Below are 13,643 nucleotides of genomic sequence, written 5' to 3'. Positions count from 1 at the left end.
TTTTAGTTCATTAGAACCAACGCGTCATACCATAACCAGACTGCAAAAATCAGGAATAACCCGCCTGAAATCATATCGATATAACTTCCTGATCGCTGGTAAGCCTCTTTAATTTTGGGATGGGAAATTAATAGCATCAGTAAAGTAAAAGTAATAAAGGTTTGCAGCGGAATAATCACTGCCAGTTGCGCTTTTAAATAATCAGAAGCTGATGAGCTCAGTGCAAGTGAAAATACGCTACTGAAATAGATCAGGGTTTTAGGATTCGACAGATTAGTCAATAAACCCTGCATAAAGTAACTTTTTGGTGTTTCTACCGTATTTAAATCATCTTGAGCTTGATGCCTGTTCTGAAAACCTTGCCATCCACCTTTTAGCATGGCCCAGCCCATTTTGGCCAAAAATAGCCCACCGATGACCATCAATACCTGTTGAATCCAGGGAAACTGGTCGATCAATACGGTAAAGCCTGCTAGCGTCAATACCACCCAAACCACGATCCCCGCTGAAATTCCGGCAATTACCTTTAGGGCATTCATACGTGTCGTAGAAGCTGCACTTGTTGCGATAAGTAAGATGTCAGGACCGGGACTTAATTGAGCTACAAAATGTAGAAAACAGATGGTAAAAAGCAAAGACATTTAAAAAAGATCAAATGGTAAAAAAACTATTATAACTTTTGTTTAATGAAATTAGAAAGTTCCAATAAAAAAGCCGAATCATGAGATTCGGCTTGAAGCATTTATATTGAAAGCGTGATTTTATTTCTTGTTCACATCTTTCATTTCAATTTTCTTGGCTTCTGGGGTCACTTCACGGGCTTCACCATCAATAATGGTCGAATCACCATGCCCCCCCTGCTGGTTCTGCATATCCTGCATTTGACGCATCATTTCAGCAAACGGGTTTTGATCTGCACCGCCACCGACATCGCCCATCATGCCACCTATCATTTTTTCCATCATGGCTTGCTGACGTTTCATCATCATTTTCATCATGGCTGCCTGGAAAGCACGTTGTACAGGTGGAATCAGCATTAATACCGCAAGCACATCACTAATCAAACCAGGAATCAGCAGGAAAAAGCCGGCTAAGATTTTAGGCAAATTATTTGATAATGCTGGATCTGCACTCATCTGTCCCATCTGCATTTGCTGCATTTGTGGCATTACACCGGCCGAATATTTCCGGATCAGGTTCATACCGATAAAGAAGGCCGCTACGAACCAGAAAAATACGTACCACATGCTCCCGACAAGGTCACCCACGCCAATCCATACAAATACTTCGAGGACTAAGCCGGCCAGGATAATAAGAAATAATTTCATGAAAATTAATCTAATCTCAGTAAAATAAATATTAGGATGCTGTAATCAACTGCTTCATCAGGATCAAGCTTTTTTGATACGCTTATGTAACAATATGGGCATTATTTTATTTTTAAAGTGCAGGCATGTCATTAATTATTGGGATTGATCCCGGTTCGCGTCTAACAGGTTACGGTATCATCCAGAAAGAAGGTTCAAAACTCACTTTTGTTGATGCAGGAACGATTAGAACTGAAACAGCGGAAATGCCTGAACGTTTAAAACGAATCTTTGCTGGTGTCGAACGGATTGTCAAATTTTACGGCCCGACCGAGGCTGCGGTGGAACAGGTGTTTATGGCACAAAATCCGGATTCTGCTCTCAAACTGGGTCAGGCTCGTGGTGCGGCAGTCGCAGCCTTGGTGAATCTGGATCTGAAAGTTGCCGAATATACGGCACGGCAGATCAAACAGTCTGTTGTGGGCTATGGCGCTGCAGACAAAGAACAGGTTCAGATGATGGTTATGCGTATTCTGAACCTGACAATCAAACCGCAACAAGATGCTGCCGATGCACTTGCTGCTGCGATTTGTCATGCTCATGCTTCAGGCAGCATGAGTAAAATGGCCGTATTGAATGCCTTAGGCGGTATGGCACGCGGACGCAGCCGGGTCAGCACCCGTCGTCGTTAGTCTTTAGTTAATACTTTAAAATCCTGAAAATCAGCGTCCTGAAGAGTCAATTTCTGCTGATGAATTGCAGTGACTTCTGCACGTTGTGGTCCAGTTCTGCTGAGCTGGATCATTTCCCGAACAATCGCTTCCTTCCCCACAATGATAGCCTCAACTTCGCCTGTTTCCAGATTACGCACAAAACCCTTTAAACCTAATTGAATTGCTTGTTGTTCAAACCAGCGACGGTAGCCCACGCCCTGCACTTTGCCCTGAATGATCAAATGAATGGCCTGCATTTTTATTGTCCTTAGTGGTTCACAACCTGGTAAATGGCATGTTTCATATCTTGTGCCTGCAAGCCGCGTTCACCTTTTTTCGCCAATACATCACCGGCAAGTGCGTGCAAAGTTACGATTTCATGTAAATGGGTGGCATCTTTAAATTGGGCTTTCAAACTTGCGATCATGCCAGCAAGTACATCTCCCATTCCTCCGGTTCCCATACCGGCATTGCCTGCGGTACAGATGAAAAGAGCATCTTCTAAAATCAGGCTACCTGAACCTTTGAGCACCCATTGTCCCTGATATTTTTGCTGGAGCTGTTGAATTGCCTGAATACGATCTGCTTCGACTTCTGATGCTTTCATTTCTAACAAAGTAGCCGCTTCACCCGGATGTGGTGTTGCATAAGTATGGGCATTCAACTTTTGTGGTGATTTTGCCAGAAACCACAAGGCGTCTGCATCGAGAACTGTCTCCAGTTCTGATTGCTGAATCAGGTCAAACCAGTATTTATATTGCTGTTCAGCCCAAGTATCTCGTCCTAACCCCATACCAAAACAGACAGCATCCACATGACGAACTAAAGCTTGGCGTTGCTCAGCATCTAGCGCATTAATATCACGCAGCATGATATTCGGAGCACGTGACAAAATGGCAGTATGATGTTTGGCATCACAAACCACAGTGACCTTACCTGCACCGGCAGCAAAGGCTGCCTCAGCTGCCATAATGACCGCACCGCCCATATCGGCATGCCCCCCAATTACGAGCACATGCCCATAACTGCCCTTATGTCCAAAAGCTTCACGTTTAGGCAGATGAATTTGAGTCGAGGAAATTTGAGCTATCGGCACAAGTTCAGCATCGGGAGGAATAACCGAGATGACCTCTACCTTGCCGGCATATTCTTTGCCTCGTCCGGTAAATAGTCCCGCCTTTAAACCTAAAACAGTAAAACTATGATCTGCCTTAATGGCAACCGGCAAAGACTGTCCGGTATTGGCATGCAGTCCGCTTGGAATATCCACTGCAATTTTAAGACCTTGCTGGGCATTAATGCTTTGAATAATCTGTTGCCAATTTTCATTCAGATCACGGTTCAAGCCGATCCCAAATAAGGCATCAATATAGACATCATATTGTTTCTGAAAATTAAAACCTGAATAAGTGGGTATACCGATTTGCTGAGTTTCCCGGATTGCTTGAGCCAGATCCTGTGATGGATTGGGTTCTGCTGCATAAATATCTATTTCAAAACCGGCCTGTTTTAAATATTTACCTATCAGATAACCATCACCGGCATTATTACCCTGACCGCAACACACAGCGATTCGGGTCAATTGCTGTTGTTCCAACAAAGGGATGAGTCGCTGCGCAATCGACCATGCTACCTGTTGCATCAAACCATAAGAACTATTTTGCTTGCCAAACCAGCGCTGCTCCCATGCTTGTATATTGCGGCTATGATAAACTTGCTGCTGCATTTCTTATTTCCTGTTTCTGGTTTATGACAACACCCGATTCCCAAGCGCAAATCCAAGTTTATCAACAAGATCCCCATGAACTGAAAGCGTGGATCAAAGCGCAGGCACGAGAACTGGGTTTTTCTGATTGTGTCATTGCCCAACCGGATGCTCAAGCAGAATTAGTCCGCTTGCAGGAATATTTAGACCGCGGCTATCACGGTGATATGAAGTTTTTGGAAGAAAATCTGGAAAAACGTGCCGATCCCACACTGCTTATTCCCAATACCAAATCCGTGATCTGTGTACGAATGGATTATCTGGTCGATCTTCCAGAACCGCGTCTAGTGCCCTATGCACCAAATTCTGCGATTATTGCCCGTTATGCCCGTGGTCGTGACTATCATAAGACCATGCGCGGGCGCCTAAAAATGCTGGCTTCTAAAATTCGGGAAAAAGTCGGTGAATTTGAATCCCGCCCCTTTGCAGACTCTGCTCCTGTATTTGAAAAATCCCTGGCCGAAAGTGCGGGCATGGGCTGGACCGGTAAACATACTTTATTAATCCATAAAAAATCCGGGTCTTTCTTTGTTTTAGGTGAGCTGTTTAGCTCACTGGAACTGCCCTTTGATGAGCCTGCAAGCAAACATTGTGGTTCATGCACAGCCTGTATTGATATTTGTCCGACACAGGCTATTGTTGAACCGTATATGCTGGATGCACGTCGCTGTATTGCTTATTTAACCATTGAGTATAAAGGGATCATTCCAGAGGAGTTACGTCGAGGGATTGGTAACCGGGTCTTCGGTTGCGATGATTGTCAGTTGATTTGTCCGTGGAACAGCTTTGCTCAAAAAACTAATATTGAAGATTTTCACCCCCGACATGGACTGGATCAAGTGAGTTTACTGGATCTCTGGCAATGGGATGAAGCTACATTTTTAAGCTCAACTGAAGGCAGTCCATTACGCCGTACCGGCTATCAGAGCTTTATGCGCAATATTGCGATCGGCTTGGGTAATGCGCCTTTTGATCCACAGATTGTCCAGGCATTACAAGCTCAGCAGAATCAACATGATGAGATTGTACAAGTTCATATTGACTGGGCCATACAGGAACAACTGGCAAAATCCCGGTAATTTTCAATTTTTACTTCGGTTCACATTTTCTCGTCAAAGCCTTACACAGTTACTGTGCAAGCTATGGCATAAAGGAAAAAGAATAGAAATAAAGCCGGAGGTGGATATGCAAAAGTCATCTGATACACAACATCAAAATCAGGAACAGCTTGAAGAGTTGCAACATCAACACCAGAAGCAGCAACAACAGCAACAGCAGCAGTCACAACATGGCCCGCTTGGCTCTCCAAAAAATAACCAGCACGAACAAGATGAACGTGTATTAAACAAGCAACATCGTAGTGATTTACAAAACCAGAATATTCACGGAAATCATCGTGAATAAACTCCGATCAAGAGTTCAACTACAAAGCTCACCTTGTGTGGGTTTTGTTTTTTCTATAAGGTCATATTTTGCTAATGAAGATGGCGATACTTTTACTTAAGATGGAGCCTGATAAATAAATATGAACAAGGATGGACAGATGAACAGTATTGATCCGATACGTAATGATTGGTCTCGTGCAGAAATTGAGGCCCTGTATCAACAACCTTTAATGGATTTGCTCTTTCAGGCTCAACAGGTTCATCGTCAATATTTTGATGCCAATGCCGTTCAGGTCAGTACCCTGCTCTCTATTAAAACCGGTAAATGCCCAGAAGATTGCAAATACTGTTCTCAGTCCGCACATTATGACTCCAAACTCGAAGCGGAAAAACGAATCGCAGTAGAAAAAGTAATTCAGGAAGCAAAAGAAGCTCTTGCCTCTGGCAGTTCACGTTTCTGTATGGGAGCAGCATGGCGTAATCCGCATGAACGTGATATGCCTTATGTACTGGACATGGTACGTGAAGTCAAAGCACTGGGACTCGAAACCTGTATGACTTTAGGCATGCTGAATGCCTCACAGGCAGAACGCCTGAAAGATGCAGGACTGGATTATTACAATCACAATCTGGATACGTCACGTGAATACTATTCACATATTATCAGTACCCGCAGTTTTGATGACCGATTGGATACACTGGATCATGTGCGTCAAGCGGGTTTAAAAGTGTGTAGTGGTGGCATTGTCGGCTTAGGTGAAAGTCGTAATGACCGGATCGGTTTATTGTTTGAGCTTTCTACCCTTCCAATTCATCCGGAATCTGTGCCTATCAATATGCTGGTGCCAATCGAAGGCACACCGATGGCAGATGTTGAAAAACTGGATGTGATTGAATGGATTCGAACTATTGCAGTGGCCCGCATTCTGATGCCAAAAAGTTATATTCGTCTTTCGGCAGGCCGTGAATCACTGACTGACTCAGATCAGGCATTGGCATTTATGGCAGGCGCCAACTCAATTTTCTCAGGCGAAAAACTTCTAACGACTCCAAATACAGCCAAAGGTCGTGACCAACAGCTCTTTGAAAAATTGGGACTGGTAGCAGAACAACCAAAGCCAAGCATCCGCGCATTGGCGACTGATGCAATGGCAAGTTAATTGAAATAATTCAAGATGCTGAAAAGTTATGCGCAGTAATTAAAATGCCATAACTGGCATTGAGATAATCACCGATCCGGATCTGGTCTGTTCCATTGGCATGATGTACGACCAGTTCCTGCGTCAGTGCATCAAAACTAAAAGAGTCATAACAGTCCTGATGCAGGCTTAACCAGTGTAAAGTGTCAGCCAGATTTTCATCTACAATATAGGTTTTGGCATGGAAATCTTTGCTCATTTAAGCCTTCTCATCATGTGGTACTGGTAATGATTTTAATGGATATGAGTTTAGATTAAATATAATGGATATAAAAAAGTGAGCATATCGCTCACTTTTTCTTGCAGTATTTTTTAATCTCTTTGGGTACCACATTTGCGGCATTCCCAATCTGCCCCAATTTCCTCCATTTGCTGGTATTCATAAATGTGCAAGCAGAATAGTTTTTTCAGTAGTTGAAGCATTATAAAACTCCCGTTTCATCATTTTTAAAATACGCTTCTTTAGGCACCCTTCCTGAGTGTCGATTTGTTGTTCTGGATAAAAACCACCTCTAACTTATAACCAGAATTTTTCAAAATGTAAAACCTATTTCATTCATTTTTTCAACTTTCCGATAAAGTTAAATTTCAATTGATTCATGCTTTTAATTAGCATCTGTGATCTATATCTCAAATACCACTTATTAAAGATTCTCTACTATAAAAAAAGCGAACCGAAGTTCGCTTTTTTGCTTTTATTTAGAAGAAACCAGCTGGCTTGGTTGAATAACTCACCAACAGGTTTTTGGTCTGCTGGTAATGATCCAGCATCATCTTGTGGTTTTCACGACCGATCCCAGATTTCTTGTAACCACCAAAGGCTGCATGGGCCGGATAGATATGATAGCAGTTGGTCCAGACACGACCCGCTTCAATGGCACGGCCAGCGCGATACGAGGTATGTGCCGAACGTGACCAGACACCAGCACCTAGGCCATAAATCGTATCGTTGGCAATCTTGATGGCATCATCAAAATCTTTAAAGGTGGTTACTGCCAGTACCGGCCCAAAAATTTCTTCCTGGAAGGTACGCATATTATTGGTGCCTTTAAAGATGGTCGGTTCAATGTAGAAGCCTTGCCCGACTTCCTGACGTACACCGCCACCAACAAGCACTTCTGCACCTTCGCCGCGACCTGTTGCAATACACCCCAGAATCTTGTCCTGCTGTTCCTGCGATGCCTGCGCACCAATCATGGTTTCAGTATCGAGTGGATGACCAGTTTTAATACGTTTAACCCGATCGATTGCCAGTTCCAGGAACTGATCAGCAATACTTTCCTGGACCAAAGCACGTGATGGACAGGTACAGATTTCCCCTTGGTTCAAGGCAAACATGGTGAAACCTTCCAGTGCTTTTTCCAGATAATCATCCTGCTGCGCCATGACATCTTCAAAGAAAATATTTGGTGATTTACCACCAAGTTCCAGTGTCACCGAAATAATATTTTCAGTGGCATATTGCATGATTTGCTGACCTACAGCAGTCGAACCAGTGAAGGCAATTTTGGCAATACGCGGATTCACAGCCAGTGGACGGCCGACTTCAACACCATAGCCATTCACGATGTTTAATACACCTTCAGGTAACAGGTCCTGAATCAGTTCAGCCAGTACCAGAATACTGACCGGGGTCTGCTCTGCCGGTTTCAGAACGATACAATTGCCTGCGGCCAAAGCCGGTGCCAATTTCCATGCTGCCATCAAGATCGGGAAGTTCCATGGAATGATCTGACCAACCACACCTAAAGGCTCATGGAAATGGTAGGCAATGGTATCTTCATCAATCTCAGAAATGCCGCCTTCTTGCGCACGGATACAGCCGGCGAAATAGCGGAAGTGATCAATCGCTAAAGGAATATCAGCAGCCAGGGTTTCACGGATTGGCTTGCCATTGTCCCAGGTTTCAGCCACCGCCAGCAGTTCCAGATTGGCTTCGAGACGATCAGCAATTTTGAGCAGAATGTTAGAGCGAGTCGTTGGAGATGATTTATTCCATTGTGCTTTAGCTTTATGCGCAGCATCCAGCGCCAGTTCAATATCTTCCACGCTAGAACGTGGCACTTTGGTAAACAGCTTGCCATCTACAGGAGAAATATTATCAAAGTATTCGCCTTTGACTGGCGGCACCCATTGCCCACCAATAAAGTTGTCATACTGGGCTTTGAAATGAACTTTTGAGCCAGGCTGGTTCGGATCGATATAACGCATATGTATTTCCTTTGCTTATTTTAATCTTTAAAAATGCTGCATCTACAGCTTTGGTATAAGGTACATCCGTACTCTATTTAGTTAACATACGCGTTATAAGGTTGGAGAAAGGTTGGCACTCAACCGATTTACATTTCTTTTGATTCCTCATAAAAACAATAATAATTACATTTGGATGTAAATCATGAATTATTGTGAGAATAAGGAATGATGACAGAACAGAGCTTGATACAACAAAGGCAAAAAATTGATCAGCTTCGTCAAAGCAGCAGTTTATCGCCTTCACATGCAGCACAACTCGAACAGAGCATCGTTAGCTCCTGGCAACGCTCTTCTTTAGCCGAGATTCCCAAAAATCGTCTGGCTGCCCCATTAACAGATATAAAACAAATCAGCACTTCTTCGGCTTTAAGTCATGCCTTGGAACATTGTGCTGAAAGTTTGAGGCATATTGCCGAACAGTCCTCTATGGTTTTGGCCGTTGGAGATATTGGCAGTACGGTACTATGGCGGGCCTCCTGCCCTGAATTGCGCACAATTGCTGATAATATTCACTTAGTTGAAGGCGGTCAGTGGCGTGAGGAACTGGTCGGGACCAATGCCCTTGCCCTGTCGATCAAAACCCAACAATCGAGCTGCGTGTTTTCCAGCGAACATTACATGCCTTCCGTGCAGGATCTAGTCTGTTATGCCTCCCCCATTATTGATCCTTATTCCAAACAGATTCTAGGGGTTATTGATCTGTCCACCCACTGGCAAAAACATAATAGCTTAGGGCTATTAGCAGCCGAACGTTGTGCATCCATCATTCAATCTGCTTTACTGGAATCGCAAAAACAGCGTTTATATATTCGTGCCTTTTCTGTCCCGCAGGTCATTTTTAATGGTAAAACCCTGACCATAACCCCACGCCAGACTGAAATTCTCGCTATTCTGGCTTTATTCCCACAAGGTTTAAGTCTGGATCACTTGCATCAGGCACTTTATGGCGAACGTAAAGTCAGCATGGGTACGCTAAAAGCTGAAATGTCACAGTTACGAGATATTCTGGGCGGTATGCTTGGTTCGCGCCCTTATCGATTGCTGGCGCATGTTGAAGCAGACTTCCTGCAAACCGAACAGTCTTTAGATGCAGGTTATATCGATTCAGCCTTAAAACTTTATACTGGAGTTTTTCTGGCAAAAACTGAAAGCCCATTTTTATGTGCATGGCGGGATTGTCTGGAATCACGTCTCAGTGATGCTATTTTCAAAGCCAATGAAACTGATGTGCTGCTGAAACATGTAGCACGTTTTCCTGAAGCAATTGATGCGGTTGAACGTCTGATTGAACTGATGCCAAAAGGTCATCCAGCACATCAAACCCTGCTTAAATTTCAGGATATTTAAAAATCAGATCATTTCTTGTTTGGCTTCTTGTTAGCAAGATAATTACGGCTATCTTCCATTGAGAAGATTCCAACTTATAAAAATATAAAAAGCATTTAACTAGGGTGTGTTGACACTTTTAGCTTAAAAAAATAGCGAAGTAGTAAAATCAAATCGCCAAACCCAATTTTACTATTCGCTATGCCTCGTACCATGCTGACAGATCAACACTGGCAAAAGTTGAAAGTTATTCTGCGTAATTTATCCATTCACCACAACTCAAATTTACGCAATTTTATTGAAGCTATTCTCTATAGAATTAGGACAGGTTGTCCATGGCGAGATATTCCTTCTTGTTTTGGTCATTCAAACTCTATTTTCAAACGTTTTAATCGTTGGTCAAGCAGCGGTAAGTTACTTAGATTATTCAAATTACTAGCCTCATGCCCCGATATGGAGTGGATTTTTATTGATGGCTCTCATGTACGTGCTCATCAACATTCTGCCGGCATAGCGAATCAATCTATTTCTAAAAGTGCAGGAGGAAACTCCTCAAAAATACATTTGATTGTTGATGTACATGGCAATCCTATTGATTTCATGATTACCGATGGAACCACACATGATGTTAAAGTTGCACCTGATTTAATATCAACATTAGATTTAAAAGAGACAAAAGTGGTATGTGCAGATAAAGGCTATGATTCAGAACCACTGCGTGAACAGATCAGGAAAACAGGGACTAAAGCGAATATACCAAAGAAAACGAATAGCCAATCGAACAATGACCATATGGACTGGTATTTATATAAAATCAGGCACTTAGTTGAAAATATGTTTTGTAGATTAAAGCAATTTAGAGGAATAGCTACTCGATATGACAAGCTCAAAAGAAATTATCAAAGTTCTGTTGCCTTAGCCTGTATATTTTTATGGCTACCGTTATAGGGTTAATTATGAACAGTAAGTGTCAACAGACCCTACTTTAGAATTATAATTTTTTATTATAACATTTTATTGATTTAGCTCATGCTACGAATAAGCTTTTAGCAATACTCTGCTCATTCCAGTATTTTATTATTATCGAGTTCATTCAGTTAATTTTAATAAGCTATACCCTGATGAATTAACTGCCCAAATATATTTTTTGAAAGCAAAAATTTAGGCAAAAAAAAAGAGCAACGCCTGCTCTATATCCTTATCAAGGGTGTAAGGATCAGCCAAGAATATCGCATGGGGATACATTTATCTTGGCGCACTTCACTAAGAAGTGCGAACAGGGTTGCATAAAATGTAAGTCTGCCGAGTGGAGAGAATCGACTTACATAGAGGCTTACAGCGCCGCTTTAAAAATCTCTACGACTTGTGCATGGCTAGCCTTACGCGGGTTGGTCAGCATACAGGCATCCTTTTGCGCATTTTCTGCCATAATGGCAAGGTCTTCCTCTTTAACCCCTAAGCCTTTCAGACCAGATGGAATTCCAATTGAAGCTGAAAGCTGGCGAATGGCATCAATCGCTGCATAAGCTGCTTCAGTCACAGTTAATCCTTCAGTATTTACACCCATCAACTGGGCAATTTTTGCATAGCGATCCGGACAGGCAATCAGGTTAAATTCGCATACGTGCGGTAGCAAAATCGCATTACATACACCATGTGGCAGGTTATAGAAACCACCCAGCTGGTGTGCCATCGCATGCACATATCCGAGTGATGCATTGTTGAATGCCATGCCTGCCAGATACTGTGCATAGCTCATAGCATCACGTGCTTCAATATTTTCACCATTTGCTACTGCCTGACTCAGCCATTCACTGATCATGGTAATGGCCTTTTCTGCACAGGCATCCGTAATCGGATTGGCTGCCGTAGAAACATACGCTTCTACCGCATGGGTTAAGGCATCCATACCAGTCGCGGCAGTTAAGCCCGCTGGCTTGGCAATCATCAATTTAGGATCATCGATCGCGATCAATGGTGTACAACGCCAATCCACAATTGCCATTTTGACATGGGTATCGGTATTGGTAATGATACAGAAGCGTGTCATTTCCGACGCTGTACCCGCTGTGGTATTGACTGCAATAAGCGGTGTCATAGGCACAGTACTTTTATCAATACCTTCATAGTCGCGGATATGACCACCACCGGCAGTCACCAGGCCAATACCTTTGGCACAGTCATGTGAAGAACCGCCACCGAGTGATACAATAAAATCGCAGCCGTTGTCATTGTAGACTTGTACGCCATTATGAACGTTAATATCTGTTGGGTTTGGTTCTGCACCTGGGAAGATATGGCTGTCAACACCAGCCTCTTTTAAATAATTTGCGATGGTATCTGCGACACCAAATTTGTATAAGCCTTCATCGGTCACAATCAGAGCTTTCTTGGCACCTAAATTTTGTGCTTTAACGCCAATTTCTTTGGCACAGCCTGGACCGAAAAGTGAAACACAAGGGATATAAAAACCGTTTGTTTGATCTGCAATATTCTTAAAAGCCATGGTTCGATTCCTTCTACCATTCATCTTATTATCGGTGACCCTCACCGTGATTTAAGTATTCAATGAACGATAAAAGAATCCCACCTACTAAAAGCCTACCTTATGATAAGAGATTGAAATTTTAGTTATTTTTGAAGATAGATAGTGCTTAAATGAATTCAAAAAATAAAAAAGCACCTAAGAGTATTGCTCCTAGATGCTTGATGTATTTGGTGGGCCCAGACAGACAACAACAATCCATTAACCTATTGTTTTTAATCAATTAATTATTCATAGAAAAATTCAGGATACAAAGCAGGATACACGATTTAAGTGTTGTTTTTTTGATCATTTAAACTTTTTACTCCCCCACTCCGCAGTAAATCTTTATTGAACTTTTACAATACAAAGTTTAGAAGTGAAAGATGATCCTACATCAATATAATGGCAATTATCAATTTGAGTATATTCTTTTACAATCGTATGACCTAAATAGACTGCATCGATATTATCTACAATATCATATTGATTGGAGTAATTACGTATTCGCCCCCTACCCCAGAGTGCGTTTGAATATGATGATGTGATTCCTGGTATTTTATAGTCACCTTTACAAATATCTTGCTTAAAGATATTCCAGTCATGGATATCAATGTCGGCATGAATAATGCCGATTTTTTTACTTTCTAGTTGGACTTCTATAACTAAAGGTAATTCTTTAAAGTGATTGATAATTTCTAGCTGCTTTTGCTGGGGCAACTTATAAAACCATTCTCCACCATTACGCAGATGTATATCTCTAATTTTAGAGTCATACTGTCCTTTTATACACATTTCTTCGTGATTGCCGCGTACAGTTAAAAACCATTTTTGATCAAGTAATGAAATACATTCTAAATTTTCATTACCTCTATCGATAAGATCACCTGTACAGATCAAGAGATCATTTTCAAAATCAAAATTCTTTAGATAAAGCTCATGCATAAAAAGACTATAAGATCCGTGGAGATCTCCCACGATAAAACACGATTTAAATTTTTTATTACTAATCTTTAGAACACTCATTTTTTAGTATCTATCTTAAAATAATTCGCTAATTCAGTAACCGCTATTAATAGTCACAGCTATTTGAATTTACTATTTTTTTAAATCTAATTTTTCAGGACATAAATAAAAGTACATAATTTAAGCAAGCATTTATTAATCATTA

At 41.9% G+C, this 13,643-nt stretch carries 14 protein-coding genes; 6 read left to right on the top strand and 8 right to left on the bottom strand.

Annotation, left to right across the window (positions count from 1 at the left end; genetic code table 11):
* Nucleotides 1-2 precede the first annotated feature (2 nt).
* The gene (locus FTV13_RS06950; protein WP_179993095.1) at nucleotides 3-641 is read right to left on the bottom strand and encodes a LysE family transporter; all 639 of its coding nucleotides are present in this window, start codon (nucleotides 639-641) and stop codon (nucleotides 3-5) included.
* Between the two features lie 120 nt (nucleotides 642-761).
* Nucleotides 762-1,328 carry an FxsA family protein gene (locus FTV13_RS06945; RefSeq protein WP_179993094.1) on the bottom strand — a complete coding sequence of 189 codons (567 nt, stop codon included), beginning with the start codon at nucleotides 1,326-1,328 and terminating at the stop codon, nucleotides 762-764.
* A gap of 125 nt (nucleotides 1,329-1,453) precedes the next feature.
* Here FTV13_RS06945 and ruvC point away from each other — a divergent pair, with 125 nt between their 5' ends.
* Nucleotides 1,454-1,999 (top strand): crossover junction endodeoxyribonuclease RuvC, encoded by a 546-nt coding sequence (ruvC, locus tag FTV13_RS06940; protein WP_004784062.1) that lies wholly within the window; start codon nucleotides 1,454-1,456, stop codon nucleotides 1,997-1,999.
* Here the strand turns inward: ruvC and FTV13_RS06935 are convergent.
* On the bottom strand, nucleotides 1,996-2,277 hold the full coding sequence (locus FTV13_RS06935) for an acylphosphatase (RefSeq protein WP_179993093.1): 282 nt from the start codon (nucleotides 2,275-2,277) through the stop codon (nucleotides 1,996-1,998). The two genes, ruvC and FTV13_RS06935, sit on opposite strands and share 4 nt — an antisense overlap.
* An 11-nt stretch (nucleotides 2,278-2,288) precedes the next feature.
* Nucleotides 2,289-3,746 carry an NAD(P)H-hydrate dehydratase gene (locus tag FTV13_RS06930; RefSeq protein ID WP_179993092.1) on the bottom strand — a complete coding sequence of 486 codons (1,458 nt, stop codon included), beginning with the start codon at nucleotides 3,744-3,746 and terminating at the stop codon, nucleotides 2,289-2,291.
* A gap of 23 nt (nucleotides 3,747-3,769) precedes the next feature.
* On the opposite strand from FTV13_RS06930, the gene queG reads away from it, so the two are divergent.
* The 3 genes from queG to bioB all read left to right on the top strand — a co-directional run bounded on the left by queG (nucleotide 3,770) and on the right by bioB (nucleotide 6,330).
* Entirely contained in the window at nucleotides 3,770-4,864 is a 1,095-nt protein-coding gene (gene queG / locus FTV13_RS06925; protein WP_159124491.1) for a tRNA epoxyqueuosine(34) reductase QueG, read from the top strand.
* A 106-nt stretch (nucleotides 4,865-4,970) separates the two neighbouring features.
* Entirely contained in the window at nucleotides 4,971-5,189 is a 219-nt protein-coding gene (locus tag FTV13_RS06920) for a hypothetical protein (RefSeq protein ID WP_005236211.1), read from the top strand.
* A gap of 139 nt (nucleotides 5,190-5,328) precedes the next feature.
* Nucleotides 5,329-6,330 carry a biotin synthase BioB gene (gene bioB, locus FTV13_RS06915; protein WP_179993091.1) on the top strand — a complete coding sequence of 334 codons (1,002 nt, stop codon included), beginning with the start codon at nucleotides 5,329-5,331 and terminating at the stop codon, nucleotides 6,328-6,330.
* A gap of 10 nt (nucleotides 6,331-6,340) precedes the next feature.
* Here bioB and FTV13_RS06910 read toward each other — a convergent pair whose 3' ends face one another.
* Together FTV13_RS06910 and FTV13_RS06905 are read right to left on the bottom strand one after the other, a co-directional pair.
* The gene (locus FTV13_RS06910; RefSeq protein ID WP_125279759.1) at nucleotides 6,341-6,568 is read right to left on the bottom strand and encodes a hypothetical protein; all 228 of its coding nucleotides are present in this window, start codon (nucleotides 6,566-6,568) and stop codon (nucleotides 6,341-6,343) included.
* Between the two features lie 500 nt (nucleotides 6,569-7,068).
* Nucleotides 7,069-8,580 (bottom strand): aldehyde dehydrogenase family protein, encoded by a 1,512-nt coding sequence (locus FTV13_RS06905; protein ID WP_179993090.1) that lies wholly within the window; start codon nucleotides 8,578-8,580, stop codon nucleotides 7,069-7,071.
* Between the two features lie 207 nt (nucleotides 8,581-8,787).
* Here FTV13_RS06905 and FTV13_RS06900 point away from each other — a divergent pair, with 207 nt between their 5' ends.
* Together FTV13_RS06900 and FTV13_RS06895 are read left to right on the top strand one after the other, a co-directional pair.
* Nucleotides 8,788-9,969: a helix-turn-helix domain-containing protein gene (locus FTV13_RS06900; RefSeq protein ID WP_166139384.1), complete on the top strand. Its 1,182-nt coding sequence runs from the start codon at nucleotides 8,788-8,790 to the stop codon at nucleotides 9,967-9,969.
* A gap of 180 nt (nucleotides 9,970-10,149) precedes the next feature.
* Nucleotides 10,150-10,896, top strand: coding sequence for an IS5-like element ISAba31 family transposase (locus FTV13_RS06895; RefSeq protein WP_179993089.1), 747 nt, complete (start codon nucleotides 10,150-10,152; stop codon nucleotides 10,894-10,896).
* A gap of 385 nt (nucleotides 10,897-11,281) precedes the next feature.
* On the opposite strand, the gene FTV13_RS06890 is transcribed toward FTV13_RS06895, so the two are convergent.
* Both FTV13_RS06890 and FTV13_RS06885 read right to left on the bottom strand, forming a co-directional pair.
* Nucleotides 11,282-12,454, bottom strand: coding sequence for an iron-containing alcohol dehydrogenase (locus FTV13_RS06890; protein ID WP_159123263.1), 1,173 nt, complete (start codon nucleotides 12,452-12,454; stop codon nucleotides 11,282-11,284).
* A gap of 366 nt (nucleotides 12,455-12,820) precedes the next feature.
* Nucleotides 12,821-13,498, bottom strand: coding sequence for a metallophosphoesterase (locus FTV13_RS06885; RefSeq protein ID WP_180011486.1), 678 nt, complete (start codon nucleotides 13,496-13,498; stop codon nucleotides 12,821-12,823).
* Nucleotides 13,499-13,643: the final 145 nt, after the last annotated feature.

Source organism: Acinetobacter sp. YH12235 (genome assembly GCF_013417705.1).
Taxonomy (GTDB): domain Bacteria; phylum Pseudomonadota; class Gammaproteobacteria; order Pseudomonadales; family Moraxellaceae; genus Acinetobacter.
The sequence above is the reverse complement of the archived record's forward strand: the minus strand, read 5'-3'. Positions and strand labels throughout refer to the sequence as shown.

Bases quoted from the DNA above. Each gene is read 5' to 3' on its own strand.
- FTV13_RS06950 (WP_179993095.1), bottom strand. From the start codon at position 641: ATGTCTTTGCTTTTTACCATCTGTTTTCTACATTTTGTAGCTCAATTA.
- FTV13_RS06945 (WP_179993094.1), bottom strand. From the start codon at position 1,328: ATGAAATTATTTCTTATTATCCTGGCCGGCTTAGTCCTCGAAGTATTT.
- ruvC (WP_004784062.1), top strand. From the start codon at position 1,454: ATGTCATTAATTATTGGGATTGATCCCGGTTCGCGTCTAACAGGTTAC.
- FTV13_RS06935 (WP_179993093.1), bottom strand. From the start codon at position 2,277: ATGCAGGCCATTCATTTGATCATTCAGGGCAAAGTGCAGGGCGTGGGC.
- FTV13_RS06930 (WP_179993092.1), bottom strand. From the start codon at position 3,746: ATGCAGCAGCAAGTTTATCATAGCCGCAATATACAAGCATGGGAGCAG.
- queG (WP_159124491.1), top strand. From the start codon at position 3,770: ATGACAACACCCGATTCCCAAGCGCAAATCCAAGTTTATCAACAAGAT.
- FTV13_RS06920 (WP_005236211.1), top strand. From the start codon at position 4,971: ATGCAAAAGTCATCTGATACACAACATCAAAATCAGGAACAGCTTGAA.
- bioB (WP_179993091.1), top strand. From the start codon at position 5,329: ATGAACAGTATTGATCCGATACGTAATGATTGGTCTCGTGCAGAAATT.
- FTV13_RS06910 (WP_125279759.1), bottom strand. From the start codon at position 6,568: ATGAGCAAAGATTTCCATGCCAAAACCTATATTGTAGATGAAAATCTG.
- FTV13_RS06905 (WP_179993090.1), bottom strand. From the start codon at position 8,580: ATGCGTTATATCGATCCGAACCAGCCTGGCTCAAAAGTTCATTTCAAA.
- FTV13_RS06900 (WP_166139384.1), top strand. From the start codon at position 8,788: ATGATGACAGAACAGAGCTTGATACAACAAAGGCAAAAAATTGATCAG.
- FTV13_RS06895 (WP_179993089.1), top strand. From the start codon at position 10,150: ATGCCTCGTACCATGCTGACAGATCAACACTGGCAAAAGTTGAAAGTT.
- FTV13_RS06890 (WP_159123263.1), bottom strand. From the start codon at position 12,454: ATGGCTTTTAAGAATATTGCAGATCAAACAAACGGTTTTTATATCCCT.
- FTV13_RS06885 (WP_180011486.1), bottom strand. From the start codon at position 13,498: ATGAGTGTTCTAAAGATTAGTAATAAAAAATTTAAATCGTGTTTTATC.